This is a genomic window from Ruegeria sp. YKSD163, assembly GCF_059612905.1.
In genome coordinates, this window is record NZ_JBXWRM010000026.1 from 13,377 (window position 1) to 33,951 (window position 20,575).

The 20,575-nt window shown below is 56.4% G+C and carries 18 protein-coding genes and 4 pseudogenes; 11 read left to right on the plus strand and 11 right to left on the minus strand.

Annotated features, from left to right (window positions below; genetic code table 11):
• Window positions 1-44 precede the first annotated feature (44 nt).
• From AC2FNA_RS21750 to AC2FNA_RS21765, 4 genes are read left to right on the plus strand one after another with little or no spacing between them, the layout of a single operon-like run.
• The gene (locus AC2FNA_RS21750; protein ID WP_496830178.1) at window positions 45-920 is read left to right on the plus strand and encodes an AAA family ATPase; all 876 of its coding nucleotides are present in this window, start codon (window positions 45-47) and stop codon (window positions 918-920) included.
• Complete coding sequence (locus AC2FNA_RS21755) at window positions 917-2,098, plus strand: vWA domain-containing protein (protein WP_496830180.1); 1,182 nt, start codon at window positions 917-919, stop codon at window positions 2,096-2,098. The genes AC2FNA_RS21750 and AC2FNA_RS21755 overlap by 4 nt, the downstream gene beginning before the upstream one ends.
• Window positions 2,095-2,877: an XdhC family protein gene (locus tag AC2FNA_RS21760; protein WP_496830182.1), complete on the plus strand. Its 783-nt coding sequence runs from the start codon at window positions 2,095-2,097 to the stop codon at window positions 2,875-2,877. The genes AC2FNA_RS21755 and AC2FNA_RS21760 overlap by 4 nt, the downstream gene beginning before the upstream one ends.
• Entirely contained in the window at window positions 2,870-3,178 is a 309-nt protein-coding gene (locus tag AC2FNA_RS21765; RefSeq protein ID WP_496830184.1) for a nucleotidyltransferase family protein, read from the plus strand. Before AC2FNA_RS21760 ends, AC2FNA_RS21765 begins: the two co-directional genes overlap by 8 nt.
• 469 nt (window positions 3,179-3,647) lie before the next feature.
• Here the strand turns inward: AC2FNA_RS21765 and AC2FNA_RS21770 are convergent, their stop codons facing one another.
• Complete coding sequence (locus tag AC2FNA_RS21770) at window positions 3,648-4,118, minus strand: MarR family winged helix-turn-helix transcriptional regulator (protein WP_496830186.1); 471 nt, start codon at window positions 4,116-4,118, stop codon at window positions 3,648-3,650.
• 135 nt (window positions 4,119-4,253) lie between these two features.
• Between AC2FNA_RS21770 and AC2FNA_RS21775 the strand changes: the two genes are divergently transcribed.
• The 7 genes from AC2FNA_RS21775 to coaD all read left to right on the plus strand — a co-directional run bounded on the left by AC2FNA_RS21775 (window position 4,254) and on the right by coaD (window position 13,233).
• A complete protein-coding gene (locus AC2FNA_RS21775) occupies window positions 4,254-6,068 on the plus strand; it encodes an AMP-binding protein (RefSeq protein ID WP_496830188.1) in 1,815 nt (604 codons plus the stop codon).
• A gap of 2 nt (window positions 6,069-6,070) precedes the next feature.
• Window positions 6,071-7,258, plus strand: a complete 1,188-nt coding sequence (locus AC2FNA_RS21780) for an acetyl-CoA C-acyltransferase (RefSeq protein WP_496830190.1) — start codon at window positions 6,071-6,073, stop codon at window positions 7,256-7,258.
• 10 nt (window positions 7,259-7,268) lie between these two features.
• A complete protein-coding gene (locus tag AC2FNA_RS21785) occupies window positions 7,269-9,590 on the plus strand; it encodes a 3-hydroxyacyl-CoA dehydrogenase/enoyl-CoA hydratase family protein (RefSeq protein ID WP_496830192.1) in 2,322 nt (773 codons plus the stop codon).
• 92 nt (window positions 9,591-9,682) lie between these two features.
• On the plus strand, window positions 9,683-10,723 hold the full coding sequence (locus AC2FNA_RS21790; protein WP_496830194.1) for a TRAP transporter substrate-binding protein: 1,041 nt from the start codon (window positions 9,683-9,685) through the stop codon (window positions 10,721-10,723).
• A 90-nt stretch (window positions 10,724-10,813) separates the two neighbouring features.
• Window positions 10,814-11,326, plus strand: a complete 513-nt coding sequence (locus AC2FNA_RS21795) for a TRAP transporter small permease (protein WP_496830195.1) — start codon at window positions 10,814-10,816, stop codon at window positions 11,324-11,326.
• Window positions 11,327-11,335: 9 nt separating this feature from the next.
• Window positions 11,336-12,658: a TRAP transporter large permease gene (locus AC2FNA_RS21800; RefSeq protein ID WP_496830197.1), complete on the plus strand. Its 1,323-nt coding sequence runs from the start codon at window positions 11,336-11,338 to the stop codon at window positions 12,656-12,658.
• Window positions 12,659-12,738: 80 nt separating this feature from the next.
• The gene (gene coaD / locus AC2FNA_RS21805; RefSeq protein WP_496830199.1) at window positions 12,739-13,233 is read left to right on the plus strand and encodes a pantetheine-phosphate adenylyltransferase; all 495 of its coding nucleotides are present in this window, start codon (window positions 12,739-12,741) and stop codon (window positions 13,231-13,233) included.
• 254 nt (window positions 13,234-13,487) lie between these two features.
• On the opposite strand, the pseudogene AC2FNA_RS21810 reads toward coaD, so the two are convergent.
• From AC2FNA_RS21810 to AC2FNA_RS21855, 10 genes and pseudogenes are all read right to left on the minus strand, one after another.
• A pseudogene (locus AC2FNA_RS21810) lies at window positions 13,488-13,856 on the minus strand (ISNCY family transposase); the annotation flags it as partial.
• 1 nt (window position 13,857) lies between these two features.
• Window positions 13,858-14,121, minus strand: a pseudogene (locus tag AC2FNA_RS21815) (Tn3 family transposase); the annotation flags it as partial.
• A gap of 34 nt (window positions 14,122-14,155) precedes the next feature.
• Window positions 14,156-14,452: pseudogene (locus AC2FNA_RS21820) on the minus strand (integrase core domain-containing protein); the annotation flags it as partial.
• A gap of 71 nt (window positions 14,453-14,523) precedes the next feature.
• Window positions 14,524-14,787 (minus strand): annotated as a pseudogene (locus AC2FNA_RS21825) (integrase core domain-containing protein); the annotation flags it as partial.
• A 428-nt stretch (window positions 14,788-15,215) separates the two neighbouring features.
• Complete coding sequence (locus AC2FNA_RS21830) at window positions 15,216-15,911, minus strand: ABC transporter ATP-binding protein (RefSeq protein WP_496830201.1); 696 nt, start codon at window positions 15,909-15,911, stop codon at window positions 15,216-15,218.
• Between the two features lie 3 nt (window positions 15,912-15,914).
• Window positions 15,915-16,655, minus strand: coding sequence for an ABC transporter ATP-binding protein (locus AC2FNA_RS21835; RefSeq protein WP_496830203.1), 741 nt, complete (start codon window positions 16,653-16,655; stop codon window positions 15,915-15,917).
• A complete protein-coding gene (locus tag AC2FNA_RS21840) occupies window positions 16,652-17,671 on the minus strand; it encodes a branched-chain amino acid ABC transporter permease (protein ID WP_496830205.1) in 1,020 nt (339 codons plus the stop codon). The genes AC2FNA_RS21835 and AC2FNA_RS21840 overlap by 4 nt, the downstream gene beginning before the upstream one ends.
• Window positions 17,664-18,545 carry a branched-chain amino acid ABC transporter permease gene (locus AC2FNA_RS21845; RefSeq protein WP_496830207.1) on the minus strand — a complete coding sequence of 294 codons (882 nt, stop codon included), beginning with the start codon at window positions 18,543-18,545 and terminating at the stop codon, window positions 17,664-17,666. Before AC2FNA_RS21845 ends, AC2FNA_RS21840 begins: the two co-directional genes overlap by 8 nt.
• A gap of 37 nt (window positions 18,546-18,582) precedes the next feature.
• The gene (locus AC2FNA_RS21850) at window positions 18,583-19,752 is read right to left on the minus strand and encodes an ABC transporter substrate-binding protein (protein WP_234144279.1); all 1,170 of its coding nucleotides are present in this window, start codon (window positions 19,750-19,752) and stop codon (window positions 18,583-18,585) included.
• Between the two features lie 21 nt (window positions 19,753-19,773).
• Window positions 19,774-20,565 carry an enoyl-CoA hydratase-related protein gene (locus AC2FNA_RS21855; protein WP_234144280.1) on the minus strand — a complete coding sequence of 264 codons (792 nt, stop codon included), beginning with the start codon at window positions 20,563-20,565 and terminating at the stop codon, window positions 19,774-19,776.
• Between the last annotated feature and the right edge of the window lie 10 nt (window positions 20,566-20,575).

Below are 20,575 nucleotides of genomic sequence, written 5' to 3' on the forward strand. Positions count from 1 at the left end.
AGGGCGCGTTGGTTTGACAACGCGCCTTGACCACGGAGGTTTCGATGACTTGGCACTCCCTTCAATCTGCGCTGGCCGCGCACAGCTATGTCGCGTCTGACGATCTGTCGGTAGCGTTGCATCTTGCGCTCTCGCTGGGGCGCCCATTGTTGCTGGAAGGCGCGGCAGGTGTCGGCAAGACCGAGATCGCCCGCACGCTGAGCCTGACTCAGGATACGAAGTTAATCCGCCTTCAATGCTATGAAGGTCTGGACGCCTCGCAAGCGATTTACGAGTGGAACTACCAGCGCCAGCTGCTGACGATCCGCTCTGCAGCAGAAGCCGGTGAGACCGGCAAATCGGTCGAGGATCGCATCTTTTCCCGCGACTTTCTGTTGGAACGTCCCTTGCTTGCCGCGATTACTCAAGATCAGCCGCCGGTTCTTTTGATCGATGAGATCGACCGCGCGGATGAAGAGTTCGAGGCTTACCTGCTCGAGGTTTTGTCCGACTATCAAGTGTCCGTCCCCGAACTTGGTACGATCACGGCCACCTGTAAGCCTATCGTGATCCTGACATCAAACGGCACCCGCGATCTGTCCGATGCGCTGCGCCGCCGCTGCCTTTACACCTATGTCGAATATCCCGACCGCGCGACAGAGTTGGCGATCCTCAAGGCGCGCTGCCCGCGGGTCGAGGCGCGATTGGCGGATCAGATCATTGGTTTCGTGCAAAAACTGCGGGAAGAGGAGCTGGAGAAGATCCCCGGCATCGCCGAAATGCTCGACTTTGCGGCAGCTCTGATGGGGCTTGGCATTGCCGACCTCACCCATGATCCGGCAGTGTTGCAATCGACGCTTACCACCCTTTTGAAAACGCAAAGCGATCAGGCGCAAATCACATCCGACGTTGCCGCGCGTATCGCAGGCAAAGCCGCATGACACGGGTCACCCGCTTTGCCGCCCGCGACCCGGGGCCCGCCGCGCGTGTCGTTGGGTTTGTGGCGCATTTGCGCGACAACGGGCTGCGTTTGGGAGTGTCCGAGGCGGATCTCAGCCTGACCGCGCTCACCCATGTAAACGCAACCTCTCCGGACGAATGCCGCCGCGTCCTGCGTGCCATCTGCACCGGATGCAAGGAAGAGGCAGAGAGGTTCGATGCCCTCTTTGACGGCTATTGGTTGGATGCGGGACGGGTAAAACAGCGCATCATCCCCAAGCCGCAAGCCACACTCAATGAGTCCGTCCATAGCTCTCGCGATGGCAGTGGCGAAGATGCCGGGTCAAGCGGCACGTCGACGACCCCCGATACCGAAGACGGCGAAGCCGACAGCGGCGGCACCGGCAAACTTATCGCGGCCGAACAGCGCAACCTCAGCCGCCGTGACCTGCGAGATCTTGTTCGTTCCGAAGAGATTGCAGAGGCCGAGGCGATCGCACGCCGCATGGGCGCCGCCTTGCGCGACAAGCGCTCGCGCCGCCGCATCGCTGCGCGCAAAGGCGACCGTCTGCACTTCCGCAAGACTATCCGCCGCAGCCTGTCCACTGGTGGCGAACCCCTGCGCCTGCTGCGCAAGCGCCGACCGGATCGCGCGCGCAAGATTGTGGCGTTGTGCGATGTCTCGGGTTCGATGAACGTCTATGCCCAGGTCTTCCTTGCCTTCCTCGCGGGTCTGATGCGAGCAGACAAAGAGGCCGACGCATATCTGTTCCACACGCGCCTCGTCCGGATAACCGAGGCGCTGCGCGACAAGGACACGATGCGGGCCATTGGGCGCATGTCCCTGATGGCTGACGGGTTCGGTGGAGGGTCCAAAATCGGCCCGTCCCTACAGCGCTTTGCCGACACCTATGCCAAACGCTTTGTCGATGGGCGCAGCGTTGTCCTGATCCTGTCGGACGGCTGCGATACCGAACCTCCGGACCAGCTGGATACGGCGCTGACCAAACTCAGAAAGCGCGGCTGCAAGATCATCTGGCTCAATCCTCTCAAAGGGTGGCGCGACTACGCGCCCGTCGCCGGTGGCATGGCAGCGGCCTTGCCTCACCTCGACCTGTTCAAAGCAGCCAATACACTCGATGATCTGGCCGCACTTGAAACCGAATTGGGTGCGCTATGAGCCCGGCAGAGATCCTTGACACCGATCTGGCCGACGCAGCGCAGGACTTGCGGGCGCGGCAGGTGCCATTTGCCTTTGCAACCATCGTGCGGACGGCTGGAGCGACGGCGGCAAAGCCGGGGGCCAAGGCGCTATTAAGTGCGGACGGCACCATTGTGCATGGCTGGCTGGGCGGAGGATGCACGCGTGGCGCAGTCAAACGAGCGGCGGTCGAAGCCCTGCAAAGCGGCGTGCCGCAACTCATCTCGGTCGCACCAGAAGAACTTCTCGCCGAGAAAGGCATCGCCCCCGGCGATACCGTCGATGGCACGCACTTTGCCCGAAATGGCTGCCCGTCGCGCGGCACTGTCGATATTTTTATCGAGCCTTGCCTGCCAATGCCCGAATTGGTGATCTTGGGCACATCTCCGGTCGCCCAAGCCCTCAGCACGCTTGCTCCGCAGTTTCATTGGTCGGTTTCCGCAGCCATTGCGTCTGAGCCGGTGGACGCGCAGCAAAAATTCATCGTGATCGCGACCCAGGGGCAGGGCGACCTTGATGCGCTGAAAGCGGCGCTCGCGGTCGACGCCGCATATGTCGCCTTTGTCGGCAGCCGCCGGAAATTTGCGTCTCTTGCCGAGAAACTTCACAGCGCAGGGATCGGGCCAGAAAAGACAAGCACTGTAAACGCGCCTGCCGGGTTGGATTTGGGCGCTGTCACGCCAGAGGAAATCGCACTCTCGATCCTGGCCCAGCTGTTGCGAGTGCGCCGCACAGAAACAGCGGTGGGGCATGAGTGATGTTGCGGCAATTCTTCTCGCCGCGGGCCCGTCTCGCCGCATGGGTGCGCGCAACAAGCTGTTGATGCCGATAGACCACAAACCCATGGTGCGACATCTGGCGGAAACTTACCTGTGCTTGTTGACGACACCGCTGACGGTTGTCACCGGACATGAAGCGGACGATGTGCGCGCCGCACTTGCCGGGTTGCCGATCGTCTTTACTCACAACGAAAACTTCGCCGAGGGTCACCGTCACGACCGGATTCATGCTGCCGCGCATAGCGAACATCAAAGACGTGGATGGACCGCACGAAGTTGAACTCAGGTCCACTAGTATCGATGTCTGCGCGATCTTGAACGTGCTGGAGAGCCCAGTTGGCTGGAACGAGACCGTCGACTGGCAAGGATTGGAGCGGTCGACCGCTGTTGGGCCGGTACAAGGCTTCAAAGATGCGGCCAGCGCTGTCTAATGGCCGATCGCTCTCATATGAGGCGCCCAGCCAATAAAGATTGCTCATCGATCAGGTCTCCTTGCGGAGCCTGAATCACGCCAGAAGCCTGAAATCAATGGGTCTGGAGCCTAGCGTTTTGTGAAGAGCTCTTCTGGATCGACATTGAATATTGGCTGCAATCATATCCAGCACTTCTCAATCGTGCGCCGAAATTCGTACGCATATATTAACCGAATAGGCGTGCAAAAAAATTGAAAAATCACAAAAAACAATATCTTATGATGGTGTTTGGGTGCCGGTAAAGGGGAATCGTTGGCGAGATCAAAGTTCTAAATGCTATTTGCAAGGTGCTCGGCTTAGCTGTGAAATTCTCTTCAGGGTTTTCAAAAGAAGATGGATCTCTGTCTGTGATAGCCCGGATAGAATTCGCGACTCAAAACGTGATAATTCCGACATCCATGCAATAACCAAAGTTTGACCTTCTGGAGATAGGCTTAGCTCATAATTCCTTCGGTCACGCAAACTTCTTTTTTTGACCACTAGGTCTTCACTTCCTAGAGAATTGACCAGTTTAACAACGCGCGGCGTCTCCACGTCCAGTAACTTGGCGAGGCCGACTTGGTTGATGCCTGGATTTTCTGAAATAATTGTCAATGCCGCGAAAGAAATACCCGTGACATTCTTTGATTCATATATCCTGTTCAGTTTGGCAAACATTCGTACATCGGCAACCCGCAGCCAGTAACTTAGTGTGCCCTCCAAGAAGTCCTTGGATAGGTCTTCGGTAGTGTCCTTATGACTAGCCAAGCGATTAGATCCTTTTCCGTACGCATCCGTTCACCCGACTGTTTACGTGCTCGGGCGAAGATAGTCAAAAAAAAGTTCTTGACGTTAATGATTAATGCCATTAATTAATTGAACAAGCTAGGGGAGGGCGGATCGATGGAAGCTTGGGGGCAGGCTCACTGCAGTATTCAGCAAAGGCCCGATGGCGCGGTGATCTTGGATGGTGGTCACAGGGCGCCAAAAAAGGCCGAGACGTTTCAAGATCTTTTCAGCATTGTTGCCTCGGAGTGTGGCGATCGTAGCTTTATTATCGAGCCCAAGCCGGGCGCAGAAAGAGAGATCACCTACCGCGAGTTCGATGAGCGTTCGACTGTGCTGGCAAGAATCTTGCTCCGGATAGGCTTAAGTGCCGAAGCGCCGCTTGTTCTTCTGTCGGGCAATAGTATTCAGCACGCTTTGTTGACTGTGGCTGGATACAAGTCTGGTGTTCCGGTGGCACCGATTTCGGTGGCCTATTCCGGCTTAAAAGACCGTACGATTCTGCGCGGTATTCTTGATTTGCTCAAGCCAGGACTCGTTTGGGCAGAGAGCGGCGCTTTGTTTCAGGGCGCTTTGATGGACGCTGCCGAACGTCACTTCCCTATCGCATTTGACATGGGCAATGAAGCGCTTGAGGCGATACCTGAGCGCGTCGTTTTGGAACCGACCGAGCGGGATCTGTGTGGTGAAGTTGCGCTACCCAAAGTCAGGGCTCAGGACACGTGTAAATACATGTTCACCTCAGGGTCCACCGGGGTTCCCAAGGCGGTTATCACTACACATGAAATGATCTTGTCCAGTCAGGATAGTATGGATTTGCGCTGGCCAGTGTTTCGGGAAAATCCCCCGATCACAGTTGATTGGTTGCCCTGGAACCACTGTTACGGTGCAAACTTCGTATTTAATTTCATAGTGCGCTATGGCGGTACAATCGTGATTGATGATGGTCGCCCGGTTCCGGGTGCATTTCACCGGACCATAGACAACATCAAAAAGTACCGTCCTACGGTCAAATTCGATGTACCGCGCGGCTACGGTGAACTACTTAAGTCCCTTGAGGCGGATGCAGAGTTCCGCAGTGCCTTTTTTGATCGATTGATCTTTATGTGCAATGCCGGGGCTGCGATCACGCGGGATGCATGGTCACGGTTCGATGAGCTCGCCAAGGGCGTGGGCAATACTGACCTAAAAAGAATCATCGCTTGGGGTGCGACCGAGACCTCCCCGGGTGTCGCAATGACACCAGCTGACAATGATCTGCATAATTCTTTGGGCTTACCGCTGGCTGGCGTGCAGATCAAGCTGGCCCCAAGCGGTGATAAGCAGGAAATCCGAGTCAAAGGCCCGATGGTCACGCCTGGGTATCTGGGGGCAAAAGACCTGACCGACGCTGCGTTTGACGACGATGGGTTTTACAAAATAGGCGATGCAGGTGTCTTGGTCGAAAAAGACGGCGTGCCGCAAGGCATCATTTTTGACGGGCGTGTGTCCGAGAATTTCAAACTCGCAACCGGAACGTGGGTCAGCGTTGGGAATGTCAGGCTGTCAATTTTGTCTCATGCCGCTCCTCTGATCAATGATGCTGTGATCACTGGGGAAAACCGCGATGAACTGGGTGCGCTACTATTTCCCGATTTGTCCGCAGTAGAAAAGCTGGTTGGCGAATCCGGAACTGCCGAAGCTTTATTCCATCACCCGGTTTTTCTGGCCAGTCTGGCCGAAAAGCTTGCCAAGATGCCCATGGGTTCGTCGCAGCGGATCCGCCGCGTCTCTATCGAGCTGACACCGCCTAGTATCGAAGCCGGTGAGATCACCGACAAGGGGTACATTAATCAACGCGGAGTGCTGGCTCGACGCTCGGGTCGCGTGGAAGCGCTGTATTCAAACGAAGCAGGATCAGCACTGATTATACCTAACGCAAAAGGAAACTGACAATGTCGGAAGAAATCTTCATTCTATCAGGGGCGAGGACGCCTATCGGCGCATTCAATGGGTCACTTAAGGATTTCACGCCCAACCAACTGGGTGTTGTTGTTTCAAGAGAAGCGATTGCGAGGTCAGGCTTGGACGCCGCAGAGGTCGGCACCTCGGTTTTTGGTAACGTGATCCCGACCGATACGGATGACATGTACTTGGGCCGCTCGGTCGGATTGGGTGCGGGCTTGCCGGAGGAAAGCACGGGGCTGACTCTGAACCGCCTTTGCGGGTCTGGCACCCAAGCTATTGTAACGGCAGCCATGATGCTGCGCGATGGCGATGCGCGGGCCGCGATCGCTGGTGGTGCCGAATGTATGACCCGCGCTCCTTTTGTCGTGGAAGGCCTGCGTACCGGCAAGAAAATGGGCAATACAAAGAACGTCGATTGGCTGAATAGCGTTCTAAGTGACCCATTTGGGAACGGAGCCATGGGCTGCACTGCCGAAAATATTGCAGAACGTCAAAACATCTCACGTGAACGTCAGGACAGCTTCGCCCTGAGCAGTCAACACAAAGCGCAAGCCGCAATCGAAGCGGGGCGCTTTTTCGATCAAATCGTGCCGATCGAGGTCAAGTCACGTCGTGAAACTAAAACGTTCACGACAGATGAACATGTACGTCACAACGCGGTTATCGAAGACTTGCAAAAGCTTCCTGCGGTGTTCCGCGAAGGAGGTACCGTCACGCCGGGTAACGCTTCCGGGATCAATGACGGGGCGGCGGCAGTCGTTATCGCAACCGACAGTCTTGTCAAAGACAAAGGTTTGACGCCGCGTGCTCGGATTGCTGGCTGGGGCCTAGGTGGTGTTTCGCCTGAAGTTATGGGGCTGGGCCCGGTCAAGGCGGTTCCAGTCGCATTGGAACGGGCGGGCATCACGGTTGCAGATCTCGACGTCATCGAATCCAACGAAGCCTTCGCAGCCCAATGCATTTCGGTCGTCGATGGTCTGGGACTGGATGAAACAAAAGTGAACCCCAACGGTGGTGCGATCGCTCTTGGTCATCCGTTGGGCGCGACCGGCGGAATTCTAACGGTTAAGGCGATGTACGAACTAGAGCGCTCTGGTGGTCGCTGGGGGTTGATCACCATGTGTATTGGCGGTGGTCAAGGCATCGCACTTGTCATTGAAAACTTACTGCGCTGAGGACTGATCCATGAATATTGCAACAGATTTCAAATCACCCGTGATCCTTGAAAGAGCCCACGACAAGAGCTTGCTGAACTTCGCTGTTGTTCTTGGCGCGGGGTCAATGGGTGCGGGCATTGCCGCCCTGATTGCTAATTCCGGGGTACCGGTTCTACTGCTGGACCAAGTATCGGACGGTGAAGATCGGTCTGCGCTGGCTAAGCTAGGTGTTGAACGTCAATTGAAGGCGGGCGGCTTCATGCACCCGAGTTTCGCGGACTTGGTGCGCTGCGGCAATATCGAAGACGATTTGGCCGAGGTTGCCCAGGCCGATTGGGTAGTCGAGGCGGTTTTTGAGGACCTGGAGATCAAGCGGAACTTGTACGGTAGCCTCCTGCCGTACTTGCGCGAAGACACAATCGTTTCGTCGAACACCTCGTCGATCCCAGTCGCGCGTTTGATTGAAGGACTGGGCGATACCTTTGCGCGCAATTTTGTCATTACCCACTTTTTCAATCCGCCACGGATTATGCAGTTGTTGGAACTGGTAACAACCACGGACAACTCAGCCCAAACTGTCGACCGGGCTGAGCGGATCGGACGCGAAGTTTTGGGCAAGAGCGTTGTGCCTTGCCGAGACACTCCTGGCTTTATTGCGAACCGTGTAGGTAATTTTTGGTGGTCAGTTGCGGTTCTGGAGGCCAAGCGCTTAGGGCTGACGGTGGAAGAGGCCGACGCAATCATGTCCCGCCCATTCGGCATCCCACGTACCGGAGTCTTTGGCCTGTTCGATTTTGTTGGGATCAACCTGATCCCGCTCGTCTGGGGTAGCTTCATGAAAATACTGGGAAATTCGGATCGTCACCGCGATTTCGATATGACCCGTGATGATTTTCTGACCGGGATGGTCGAGAGAGGTCTTGTCGGTCGCTTTGGACCTGGTGGCTTCTACCGCCGCAAGAATGACGCGGGCGAGCGCATTGACGAGGTAATGGACTTTGCGACCGGCGAATACCGAGCGCGCATCCCCGCCGCACCTGAGCTGTCGGGAACCAAACTGCGTGATATTCTAGAGCGAGATGACAAGTTTGGGCAATACGCTTGGTCGGTCCTGAGTGAGGTGGTCACCTATACTGCTCAGATTGCCGATGAGATCGCTGATGACATCAACTATATCGATGAAACTATGCGGTTGGGTTACAACTGGAAGGGGGGACCATTCCAACTGGCTGATCAGGTGGGTGTAGATTACATCATCAGTCGATTGACCAACGAAGGCCGCGAGGTGCCGTCGCTGCTGCAGGTAGCTGCAGATGGTGGTTTCTACCCAGAACCGGGTAAGCAACGCACGGCTCTGGGCGAATTGACGGGGTTTCCCAAGGTTGACGCTCTGGTGACGGTCGCGGAACTCAAGGCGTCTGGTCACGTATTGCTAGAGAACGCGTCGGCCACCTTGTTCCTTACACCCGATAGCATTGCGGTGCTGGAATTTCACACGAAGATGAACGCGCAAGACGCCGACATAGCCGAGATTTACGCCAAATTGCCCGAACTGGTTGCAGGCAAGGTGAAAGCTGTCGTGATCGCAAATGATGACATGCGTGCGTTTTCAGCGGGTGCAAAGCTGAATGTATTTGTGGATCACATCGACGCAGGTGATTTCGATGGTTTGGCGGAATTTGTCGCCAAGGGGCAGGAGGCGTTTCTTGCATTGAAAACTTTGGACGTTCCAGTTGTTTCAGCCGTCAAAGGCTTGGCATTGGGTGCCGGGTGTGAGGTGACGCTCCACTCCGACATGGTTTTGGCTGCGGCAAACACGATGATGGGTCTGCCGGAACGTGTAGTCGGTGTCATTCCAGGCTGGGGCGGTGTTACCCAACTGACGCTGCGTAGTCAGCAACGCTATCCCAACGCCGATGAAGCCGCGATGGTGACCTACACGACGATCATGATGGGCAAGCCCTTTGGTTCGCCGGACCTAGCATATGACGCCGGGATCCTAAATGCACACGATCAGGTTGTAATGGGACGAGATCTTGTTTTGTCACAGGCTATCTCGGCTGCGAAAGCTCTTGCTCAGAGTTACACGCCACAGTTTGTGGGCAAAATTGAGCCTGCCTCGGAAAAATTTGTGGATCAGGTTGAGCAGGATATCAAGGCAAAAGGCTATTCCAGCACTGATGCCACGATTGCGCGGGCTCTTGCTGGACTCATTGCGGGTGCACGCGTGCGCACTGAGCATGAGTTTTCCGCCGATGAGCGGAAAACATTCGTTGAGCTGGCACGCAACGCAGATTGCGCTGACCGCATCCGCCACATGTTGAAGCACAACAAACCACTGACGAACTAAGTCGTAATTTAAACGCACTGTTCCCCGGCGGCGTGTTCTGGCGGGGAACACCAAAGAAATCGAAGACTGGCAAAATACAACTGGGAGGAAAAATGCTGAATTTCGTGAAACCAATACTAGCGTCAGCCGTACTGGCCCTGTCTGTTCCAATGGCGACCAGCGTAACCGCGCAGGAGGTGACGTTGAAGCTTCATCACTTCTTGCCGCCCCAAGGCGATGTTCCGCGTCGCTTTATGGAGCCTTGGGCCGAAAAGATCGCAGAAGAATCCAATGGCCGTATCAAAATCCAACTGTACCCGGCGATGCAATTGGGCGGGAAGCCGTCGGCTCTTTACGATCAGGCTAAAGATGGATTCGTTGATATTTCATGGACTCTTACCGGATATACTCCGGGCCGATTTTCCAAGGCCGAAGTTTTTGAGTTGCCCTTCATGGCGCTGGATTCGGCAAAATCTTCGGCGGCCACGTGGGAGTTCTATGACACCTATTTGAAAGATGATACATTCACGGATGTGAAAGTTCTGGCTGTTCATACTCATAGTATGGGTCTGTTTCACACCAAGAACCCAATCACCAGTCTTGACGATCTGCAAGGTATGAAACTTCGCGGTCCATCGCGGTACATCAACGCACTTCTTGAATCGTTGGGAGCAACAGCAATCGGGATGCCGATACCGGCCGCACCCGAGGCGTTGGCTAAAGGCGTTCTAGATGGAATCGTGATCCCATGGGAAGTCGTCGTCCCATTCAAGGTGCATGAATTGGTTGGCAATCATACCGGGTTCGAAGGCGACCGTGGGCTGTATACGGCGGTTTTTGTCTTGGCCATGAATAAGGACAAGTATGAAAGCCTACCCGATGATCTGAAGAGAGTCATCGACGAGAATTCGGGGCTCAGCACTTCTGTCGCCATGGGCGCAGCGCAGGACGCTGGCGCAGTTTTTGGGTTGGACAAAACTCAGACGACGGATAACTCGATCACATTCATTCCTGCAGATCAACTGGACGAATGGAAAGCTGCGTCTCAGGGTGTCGTTGAACAGTGGATCGCGGATGTGAACGCAGAGGGCGGGGATGGTCAGAAGCTGTACGATGCCGCCCGTGCATTGATCGAAAAACACGGGGCCAATTAGCTTGAATCTGTGCGGGGCTGATGGCCCCGCACATCATTTATTATCTTAACCCGATCTCTTGTACTGGGGCGCACCGTGTTAGGCAACGCTATGTTCCGCTTTGAGGAAACTCTGGCACCAACGATTCTGCGCATTGCGCAATGGTTTGCTTTGTTTGGCGGCCTTGTATTGGTCACTGTCGCGGTCGTGACCGTCGTTAGCATTCTGGGGCGCGAGCTGACACTGATTGGTCTTGGGCCAATAAAAGGTGACTTTGAAATCGTTGAAATGGGGTGCGCAATAGCGATTTTTTCGTTCCTCCCCTGGTGCCAATTGAGTTCAGGTCATGCACAGGTCGAAATTTTTGTGCGTGTTTTTGGAGACCGGATAAACTCTCTTCTAAGTTTGATTTGGAATATCTGCATGACTGTTGCCGCTGTTTTGATGTCATGGAGGATCTACATTGGTACGTTTGAGAAAATGGACTATGGCGAAACAACACTGATCCTGCGTCTACCGTTATGGATCGGATATTCGATGGGCTTTTTGCTTTTACTGATTCTGATTGCAACATGCGCCTTCTGCGTCCTGCGTGACGCCAACAAAACCCTCAATTGGAAATGAACCTCGACGATGACCGGTCTCGAAATCGCATTCTTAGTTTTTGCCCTGATGCTAGCTGCAATATTCTTGCGGATGCCGATTGGGCTGGCAATGTTTACGGCTGGCGCCCTGGGGACATGGTACGTCAGCGGAAGCTGGGTGCCGACGATGTCGACTTTGAAATCAACAACATATGAGACGTTTTCGAGCTATTCTCTGTCGGTCGTACCCCTGTTTCTTCTAATGGGCCAATTCGCGACTCGGGGAGGTATGTCCGAGGCTTTGTTCAAGGCCGCCGCGGTCTTCCTTGGGCACCGCCGGGGTGGGCTTGCGTTGGCAGCAATCGGGGGCTGCGCCGGGTTCGGTGCGATTTGCGGGTCGTCTTTAGCGACGGCGGCTACGATGGCAAATGTGGCTTTGCCGGAAATGCGCAAACAGAACTATGGGGGCTATCTGGCGGCGGGCAGCCTAGCGGCGGGTGGAACTCTGGGCATTCTAATCCCACCGTCTGTCATTCTGGTGATCTATGCAGTGCTGACCGAACAAAACATCATCAAGATGTTTACTGCAGCGCTGATACCTGGGCTCTTAGCTGCCATGGGCTACATGCTGACAGTTGCGATTATTGTGCGCCTAAAGCCCAATGCTGCCCCGCAGATGGAAAAAGCCCAACCCGGTGAACGCTTGAAAACTTTGGCTGGAATCTGGCCGGTTGCCGCAATCTTTTTGGTTGTAATAGGAGGTATTTATGCCGGTTTTTTCACCCCAACCGAGGGGGCAGCCGTAGGGGCGTTAGGGGTTGGGTTCCTAGCATGGTGGTCGGGCAACATGAGCTGGTCCGTACTGAAAGAATGCCTTCTATCCACGGCGACATCCACTGCCATGATATTTTTTATCGTTTTGGGTGCGGCTTTATTCAATACATTCTTGGCCTTCACGCAAACACCGATGCTCGCTTCTGAGTGGGTGGGGTCGCTCGACACCAGTCCTTGGTTGATCCTGCTGGTTATCCTCGCGTCATATCTTGTAATGGGGTGTGTAATGGATTCTGTATCCATGATCCTGCTGACAATTCCCGTATTCTTCCCGATTGTAATGGCGTTGGATTTTGGCCTGTCGCCTGACGAAACAGCGATTTGGTTTGGGATTCTTGTGTTGATCGTCGTCGAGACAGGTCTGATCACACCACCAGTTGGCCTGAACATCTTTATCATTCACTCGGTGGCGGGAGACATTTCTCTCAAGGATTGCTATCGCGGGGTTTTGCCCTTTGTCGCCAGTGACATTGTAAGAGTTGCGCTACTGGTTGCCCTGCCTATCCTGGTCATTGGACTAAACCGACTTATGTTCTGACGGCTATATGACCAACGAAAAATCGAAAGAAAATCCAGGCAAATGAAACTCTCAGCCTATAGTGAACAGAGGTACCAATAATGCGCGTCGGACTTTACCCTGGGAGTTTTGATCCCATCACATTGGGTCATCTTGATGTCATTGAGCGGGCCTGTTCGCTGGTTGATCGGCTCGTTGTCGGTATAGGTGTAAACGCTGGAAAAAGCCCCATGTTTTCCCTGCAAGAACGGCTTGATGTGGTAATTGACGAATGCAATACGTTGTCAAAAAAATCAGGAACCGAAATCACTGTTCATTCGTTCAACTGCCTTCTAATTGATTGTGCAAAGGAAGTTGGTGCCCAGGTAATTGTACGTGGCCTTCGGGCCGTAGCGGATTTTGAGTACGAGTTTCAGATGGTCGGTATGAACCGAGCGATGAATCCTTCCATTGAAACTGTATTTCTGATGGCAGATTCGAACCGACAGTCGATTTCTTCCAAGTTGGTTAAAGAAATTGCCGCCCTTGGGGGTGACATTAGCAGCTTTGTCACACCAGCGGTAAACGAAAAGATGTTTGAGAGACTTGGTTGCTAATCATGGATACTCCGAAATGGGACAACCTATTGCTTGCAAAGCGCCAGACGGTTCATAAGCAGATTGCGAGGGAAAGTGACGTATCAAGCTGAAACCGAAGAAACCCTATTTGTCCTCAAAAGTCTTCTTGGCCTGGGCACCGAAAAGATGCAGTTGTTTGAGAGCGTAATTGAGGAGGCAGGAAAACTATCAGCCGGCGCTTTTGCGGCAGCCCAAGAAGAGGGCGACCGGTCGACATAGCGTTGGTCGCGCTAGCACAGGATGTCGGCCTGACGGTCGGGGGCCATGTTAAGCGGTCGATGCAGGTTGTCAGGCCGGGCAGGGGGCTTGGCAAAGCGGGCATTGTAACGGGCCATGAAGCCGGGAATGAAAGCATTCGCGGCCTCCATGTCGCTGATGCCTTCAAGGCGCAGTTCCTTGACCAGACGGTCCTGCAGCGTCCGGTTCGCACGCTCGACCCGGCCCTTGGCCTGGGAGGAGTTGGCGCAAAGGATCTCGATGTTCAGTTCGGCCAGGGCCCGGCCGAACTGGGTCATGCCATGACCGGACTTCGCCTCGGCCTTGGCAACCCGGAACACCGAATGGGGTCGCTTACGGCTGGGGGCGGAATAGTACGCTAAGGGCTTAAGGACGCGATTTTCGCCATCTGTATTCACCCGTGAGCAGGATATGTGCCCATCCAAGTGGTGAGATGTGCGAGAGAAGCGCGTCTGGGCAGGCCTTTCCTTCCTTCAGTCGGGCAGCCACAGCGATGCCAAGCTGTTTGGTGTTCCAATAGATGACTATGGCGGCTAGCAGGTTCAGCCCTGCCATGCGGTAGTGTTGGCCTTCAGCGGTGCGGTCGCGGATTTCGCCCTGGCGACCGATGCGTAGAGCGTTTTTCAAGGCTGGGTAGCCTGATCTGACTGGTCCGGTTTGATTGTTATTGCATTAGTGGCCTCTGGTCCATCTGGACGATGGTTTCAGGAGCTGGCGGCCGATAGCCGAGTGCGCTGTGCGGCGGCTTGGTGTTGTAGTGTTTCCTCCAGCCTTCGATGATGATCTGAGCCTCTCTCTATGAGTAGAAGAGCTCGCGGTTCAGCAATTCGTCCCGGAGCCTGGCATTGAAGCTCTCGACATAGCCGTTCTCCCAGGGGCTGCCCGGTTCGATGAAGGCTGTCCTGGCGCCGACAGCTTCGATCCATGCCCTGACGTCTTTGGCAATGAACTCGGGGCCATTTGGACCTGTCCCGGTTTGATTCCGCTCCGGTTTCTCACTTAAGCGGCCTTTCTTTCGAAGGCCAAGGGGCTTTACCAGCCGAGGGCTGAATGCCTGCGTTGCGGATTGTAGAAGCCGTTGACGTACTCGAAGATTGCGACCTCAGCATCGCGCCGCGTGCGCCAGGAACGCTGCCATAGCAGCTCGGCCTTGATTGTCTTGAAGAAGGTTTCAACGGCTGCGTTATCATAGCAGTTCCCTGTGCCGCTCATCGATACCAGGAAGCCGTGCTGGGGCAGGATCTTCTGGTAGTCGTGCGAGCAGTATTGACTGCCACGGTCCGTGGCCGACAAGCACATCAACCTGCCGCAACTTCTGAACTATTTCCTCGGGCTTGTGCCGCTTGTTTGCCATTCTCTGTCCTCCGTTCCCTATACATAACGGTGGACCAATTCAGATGGGGCATTTCAGGGTCGGCCAAAAATCGCAAAAGACTTCTTATGTTATGTCAATTTGCGCAACACCGGGAATCCGAGATCATTCTTTTGTTGAATACATCCCTTGGCCTTTGGTGCTGCGTTTTGATATCAAATTGCACATGTGTTGCACATAGCCGTCCGTTACGCCCCTCAGAGCTATGGCAAATCTGCCGGCTCCTCCAAAAGCCCACGGTGCACGAACTATCAAATTGGACCACAAGATTAGGGCTAATCATGCGGATCCGAAGAGCGTGTTTTCGGAATGCAGGCTCGTTCCTACGGCGCCTGTTCGCTGACCAGTTGGATCAGACGGCTAGTTCCTTCAGCAAGGCTTTTCGGTCCGTCTCACTGGAGCCGTTCCCGTCCAGCACGACCGCCCCCCGTTCCAACGCGATAAACCTGTCGCAGACGGCCAACGCTTCGTGAATGTTCTGTTCGACAAGAAGAACAATACTGCCGGCCGCGCTCATCTCGCGAATTATGGCGAAGACCTCGGCCACGATCATGGGAGCGAGCCCCTCGGAAGGTTCATCCACCAACACGACGCTGGGCTCTGCAAGCAACACCCGCGCCATCGCCAGCATCTGCTGTTCACCTCCCGACAGGGTGTTTCCGGCTTGATGCCGCCTCTCGGCCAACCGAGGAAAGCGATCAAAGGCCTGATCGAGCGACGACTCGCCTTTACCTCGTCGACCCAGAAGACCCAGCCTCAGGTTTTCTTCCACTGTCAGCCCGGGGAATATCCGCCGGTCCTCAGGAACGAAACCGAAACCGGCGCGGTTCATGGCGTCGGCTTCGAGACCAGTCAGCTCCGTCTCGTCCAACGCGACGCAGCCGCCGCTTGGCTTGACCCAACCTGCGATGGTCTTGAGGAAAGTCGTCTTGCCAACTCCGTTCCGGCCGAAGATGCCAATAACGTCGCCACGTTCCGCCTGCAGGCTGACGCCTTGCAGGACATGAGCAAGCCCGTAATGGGTGTTCAGGTTCTCGATTTTCAGCATTATTCAACCATGACCAAAGTAGGCGGCCTGGACCGCAGGATCGGCACGCACCTCGGCCGGCGCCCCTTCCGAGAGCTTGCGGCCCTGGTGCATCACCACGACATGATCCGAAAGCGACATGACAAGCCCGATGTCATGTTCGATCAACACGATGGTCACCTCGTCCGACAACGAGCGGATCAGCCGAGCGGTTTCCTCTGTGTCACCATGGCTCATTCCCTGGGTCGGTTCGTCCAGCATCAGGATCTTGGGCTCCGACGCCAGGCACATCGCGATTTCCAACCGGCGCTGTTCGCCATGGCTGAGCGCGGCGACGGAGTCATGTGCCTTTGAACCGAACCCGAACCGCTCGATCAGTTCGTCCACCTTTCGGGCCGCCCTTCCGGCGCGACCGACCGGCAGAAAGGCGTCTATCACTGGATCAAGCGTCTGGGCGGCGAGACCAAGATTCTCACGCAGGGTCAGTTCGAAGAACAGGTTGGTGATCTGGAACGACCGCGCCAACCCCGTCCGTTGCAATGCCGCGGGGCGAAACCCGGTAACATCGCGCCCGTCCAGCAGTACCTTGCCGCTCGCCGGCCTGAGGCCCCCTGAAATCAGATTGAACAGCGTTGTCTTGCCGGCACCGTTCGGGCCAATCACCGTGGTGATCTGGTGCCGGGTTGCCGTGAAGCTCACCGCGTCTACGGCCTTGAGTCCGCCGAAGGCAATCGACAGACCTTCGGTTTCGAGTGCTGCCATCATGGAGTGTTTCCTTGTTCGCGCGTCGCCCGGGACCCTTCCAGCCGGAGCAGACGCCGCTCGATCGACGGTTTAACCAATCCGATCAGACCGCGCTGCATGAACAGCACCGCCGCCATGAACATCATCCCGACGAGGATCAGGTGATGCTCAGTCAAGCTCCCGACCACCGACTTAAACAGGACCAACAGGATCGCGCCCCAGATGGCACCGACCAGGGTCCCAGTGCCGCCGACGATCACCATGATCAACGCGTCGCCCGAAGCGCTGAAGAACATCAACTCGGGCGAGACGAAGCCGCGCAGCATCGGGTAGAGGCCGCCGACCGTTCCCGCGATCACCGCCGCCAATACATAGGCAACCATCCGCGGGGCCCAGGTCGAATAGCCCAGATAGGGCACCCGCTTCTCGTTGGCTTTAAGCGCAATCATCACACGTCCAAACGGGGTGCCCAGCACATAGGACATTCCCGCATAGATCAGCGTGATCACAGCCAGCACCACCAGGAAGAACTCCAGCGGATTGCCTGCCGACAAGGTCGCGATGCCCAGCGGGATCTCGACCATTGGGATGCCGATCATCCCATCCGAGGCTCCCAGCGCGCGGGTGTTGTAGACAATCTTGGCCGCGATCTGCGCCATCCCGAAGGTGATCAACGCAAAATAGACCCCGCGCACCCGGTTCGCGATCAGGCCACCGAGGATCCCGGCGACCATGCTGGCACCCGTGGCAGCAGCCATCGCAAGCCAGAAACTGGGTATGTTGCTTAGCACAAGTGCCGAGACATAGGCCCCGACGCCAAAATAGAGTGCTTGGCCGAGGGACAGAAGCCCGGTGAACCCCAACAGGATGTCGATCGACAAGGCCAGGCCCGAAAGGATCAGAGCCTCGGTCGCCAGTCTCAGGTAAAAACGTTCCCCCGTCAGACTGGCCAACATGCCGAAGACGAGAGCCGCCATGAACAGGATCGCAAAGAGCACGTGATTGGCGCGCAGTGAGATATCGAGACGGTCACGCATGGCCGATCCTCCCGAAAATGCCCTGGGGCCGGAACATCAGCACCAGCACCATGACCCCGAAGACGATAGCATCGCCCCAGACAGGCGAGATGATAAGCGCCGAGATTGCCTGCACCTGCGTCAGCAGGATCCCTGCGACCACGGCCCCCCAGATTGACCCCATGCCGCCGACGATCACGACGGTGAAGGCCAACAGAATGAAATCGTGGCCCATCGTGGGAAACACCGAATAGATCGGCGCCAGTAGCACACCCGCAAGACCGGCCAGGGCGATACCGAAGGCATAGGCTCCGGAATAGACCCACCCCACGCGCACCCCCAGCGACGCCGCCATGCTGCGGTCGAACGAGGCCGCGCGGACCATTGCCCCCAAACGCGTGCGGTAGACAACTATCGCCACCGCGACGATGACAGCGAAGCCGATGGCGATCAGGGCAAGGCGATAGGTCGGGATGAAAACTCCCAGGAATTCCGTCGCGCCGGGCAGCGGCGTCTCGGGGCGGTGCGTGTTCGGCCCAAAGAGGATTTTCAGGATATCTTCGATCACCAGCGCGAGGCCAAATGTCAGCAGCAGGGTTGAGACATGGCGATCCACACCGTCATAGACCCGGCGGATCAGGTACCGTTCGACCAGGATGCCGAGCGGCAGCAACAGGATCGGGACCAGAGCGACAAGCACCCAATAGTTCAGACCCAGCGCCGATAGAGTAAGTGCAGCAAAGGCTCCCACGGCGTAGAACTCGCCGTGGGACATGTTGATGACATCGAGCAGTCCGAAGATGATCGTCAGACCCAGTGCGACAAGGATCACCGAGATCCCCAGCGCCAGACCGTTCAACATCTGGGGAGCCAGAATGAATTGAAGATAGTCCATGACAACAGGCATTCAGATCATCTCCGGTGTTTTGGCATCAGAAGCGGTCGCAGAGATCGTCACCGATCGCGTCTTCAGCCGAGACTTGACCGACGATGCGGAATTCGCTGTTTTCGACGCGGACGACATACATTTGCTGCATCGCCTGATGGTCGGCGCCGCGGATCGTCTTGGTCCCCTGCGGTGTGCTCCAGCTCAGGTCGCGGAAACCCTCACGCAGGGCGTCCGTCTCGATAGAACCCGCTGCCTCGACGGCTGCCCGATAGGCGAACAGGACACCATAGCTGTCAGCACCGTAGAGGTCTGGATCGGCTCCGCCCGAATGCGCGCGGAAGGTCTTGAGGAAGGTGGTGTGCTCGGGCGTGTCGATCAGGGACGAATAGCCGACTCCGGTCACGAAGCCCTCGGCGGCCGCACCGATAGCGCCGATGTTCTGCGCCGTCACAGTGCCCGAGGCCCCGAGGACCGTCAGATTGGCCCGGACTCCAAAATCCTCGAGCTGGGTAAACAGACGGACGGTATCGTTACCGGCGACCGAGGTATAGAGAACGTCCGGCCGCGACGAACGCAGCGCGCCGAAATACTGACTGTAGTCGGCCGAGTCCAGTGGCGCGAAGGTTTCACCGACCGACGTCGCCCCGACCCGTTCCGCATTCGACTTGAAGGCCGCAACGGTGGAGCGCCCCATTTCGTAATCGGGGCCTAGATAGAACACGCGCGCATCCGGACGTTCCGCAGCAAGCCAAGACGCCAGCGCCACCGACTGCTGCCCGGCCCGCGCGTTTACCCGGAACACGTTCGGTGAGCAGGCCGTGCCGGTGATCGAGTCCGCAAAGGACACGGTGGTGGCCATGAGGCGCCCGGCACGCTCGGCGACCTGACCGACCGCAAGCGTCACCCCGGAACTGACCGTGCCGGTCAGGAAGTCGACATTCTCGACATCGAAGAGCCGTTCGGCGCGCGGTACCGCAGTGGCGGGGTTAGCTTCGCTGTCTTCATAGATCAGCTCCACCTGACGGCCGAGAATGCCACCAGAGGCGTTGATTTCCTCGGCTGCAAGATCAAGCCCCCAACGCACCTGCTGGCCGATGCCTGCATAGGTGCCTGACAACGGCGTCAGAACGCCGATCCGGATCTCATCCTGCGCAAAAGCTGTAGTGCCTAGCAGGACTGACGTGGCCAACGCCATGCAAAATCTGTTCTTCATAATTTCCTCCCTTGGTTGCTTTTAGGACCCGCGGAATTCCGGCAGGCGCTTTTCATGAAAGGCGCGTACGCCTTCCGCGAAATCCTCGGATTGGCGCAAACGGCTATAACAATGACCCTCCAACTCAATGCCCGTGGCCACGGTCGCGTTTTCGCTGTCGTTCAGAAGTTTTTTCGCCGTTCGCTGCGCCAGCGGCGAAAAACCCACCAACTCGGCGACTAGCGCATCGGTGGCGACGTCCAATTGATCCTCGGGCACGCATTCGACGGCGATGCCCCAATCATGCGCCTGCTGACCGCTGATCCGGCGTGAGCGCATCACGACGTCCTTGGTCCGCGCCAGCCCTATGAGACCCATGAGCCGCGCCGATCCGCCCGACCCTGGGATCTGGCCCAGTTTTTGTTCGGGCAGGGCATATTGGGTGGAAGGCGTGACGATACGGAAGTCGCAAGCCAGCGAGATTTCAAAACCGACACCGAAAGTGTAGCCCTGATTGGCAGCGATCACGGGCTTGGAACAACGCCAGGGCGCTGCGACATTGTCGGCCAAGTGGCTGACATGCTCGGGAGAGGCTTCTAGAAAGCCCTTGATATAGCCGCCCGACGAGAAATTCTTGCCTTCGGCGCGCAAGACCACAACGCGCACCCGGTCGTCCTCGTCAAGCGCCTCGAACGCGCGGCGTAGCTGGTCGCGCTGTGGCATCATGATGACATTCATCGGGGGACGGTCAAGGATGATGTCGCCGCGCTGGCGTTCAGCGTCAATCTCGACACGAAAGCCGTCGAGATCGGTAAGGCGGGGGTCGGATGTCATGAGGTTCTCC

Bases quoted from the DNA above. Each gene is read 5' to 3' on its own strand.
- AC2FNA_RS21840 (WP_496830205.1), bottom strand. From the start codon at position 17,671: ATGCGTGACCGTCTCGATATCTCACTGCGCGCCAATCACGTGCTCTTT.
- AC2FNA_RS21800 (WP_496830197.1), top strand. From the start codon at position 11,336: ATGACCGGTCTCGAAATCGCATTCTTAGTTTTTGCCCTGATGCTAGCT.
- AC2FNA_RS21845 (WP_496830207.1), bottom strand. From the start codon at position 18,545: ATGGACTATCTTCAATTCATTCTGGCTCCCCAGATGTTGAACGGTCTG.
- AC2FNA_RS21855 (WP_234144280.1), bottom strand. From the start codon at position 20,565: ATGACATCCGACCCCCGCCTTACCGATCTCGACGGCTTTCGTGTCGAG.
- AC2FNA_RS21830 (WP_496830201.1), bottom strand. From the start codon at position 15,911: ATGCTGAAAATCGAGAACCTGAACACCCATTACGGGCTTGCTCATGTC.
- AC2FNA_RS21760 (WP_496830182.1), top strand. From the start codon at position 2,095: ATGAGCCCGGCAGAGATCCTTGACACCGATCTGGCCGACGCAGCGCAG.
- AC2FNA_RS21795 (WP_496830195.1), top strand. From the start codon at position 10,814: ATGTTCCGCTTTGAGGAAACTCTGGCACCAACGATTCTGCGCATTGCG.
- AC2FNA_RS21785 (WP_496830192.1), top strand. From the start codon at position 7,269: ATGAATATTGCAACAGATTTCAAATCACCCGTGATCCTTGAAAGAGCC.
- AC2FNA_RS21790 (WP_496830194.1), top strand. From the start codon at position 9,683: ATGCTGAATTTCGTGAAACCAATACTAGCGTCAGCCGTACTGGCCCTG.
- coaD (WP_496830199.1), top strand. From the start codon at position 12,739: ATGCGCGTCGGACTTTACCCTGGGAGTTTTGATCCCATCACATTGGGT.
- AC2FNA_RS21775 (WP_496830188.1), top strand. From the start codon at position 4,254: ATGGAAGCTTGGGGGCAGGCTCACTGCAGTATTCAGCAAAGGCCCGAT.
- AC2FNA_RS21835 (WP_496830203.1), bottom strand. From the start codon at position 16,655: ATGATGGCAGCACTCGAAACCGAAGGTCTGTCGATTGCCTTCGGCGGA.
- AC2FNA_RS21780 (WP_496830190.1), top strand. From the start codon at position 6,071: ATGTCGGAAGAAATCTTCATTCTATCAGGGGCGAGGACGCCTATCGGC.
- AC2FNA_RS21755 (WP_496830180.1), top strand. From the start codon at position 917: ATGACACGGGTCACCCGCTTTGCCGCCCGCGACCCGGGGCCCGCCGCG.
- AC2FNA_RS21765 (WP_496830184.1), top strand. From the start codon at position 2,870: ATGAGTGATGTTGCGGCAATTCTTCTCGCCGCGGGCCCGTCTCGCCGC.
- AC2FNA_RS21850 (WP_234144279.1), bottom strand. From the start codon at position 19,752: ATGAAGAACAGATTTTGCATGGCGTTGGCCACGTCAGTCCTGCTAGGC.
- AC2FNA_RS21750 (WP_496830178.1), top strand. From the start codon at position 45: ATGACTTGGCACTCCCTTCAATCTGCGCTGGCCGCGCACAGCTATGTC.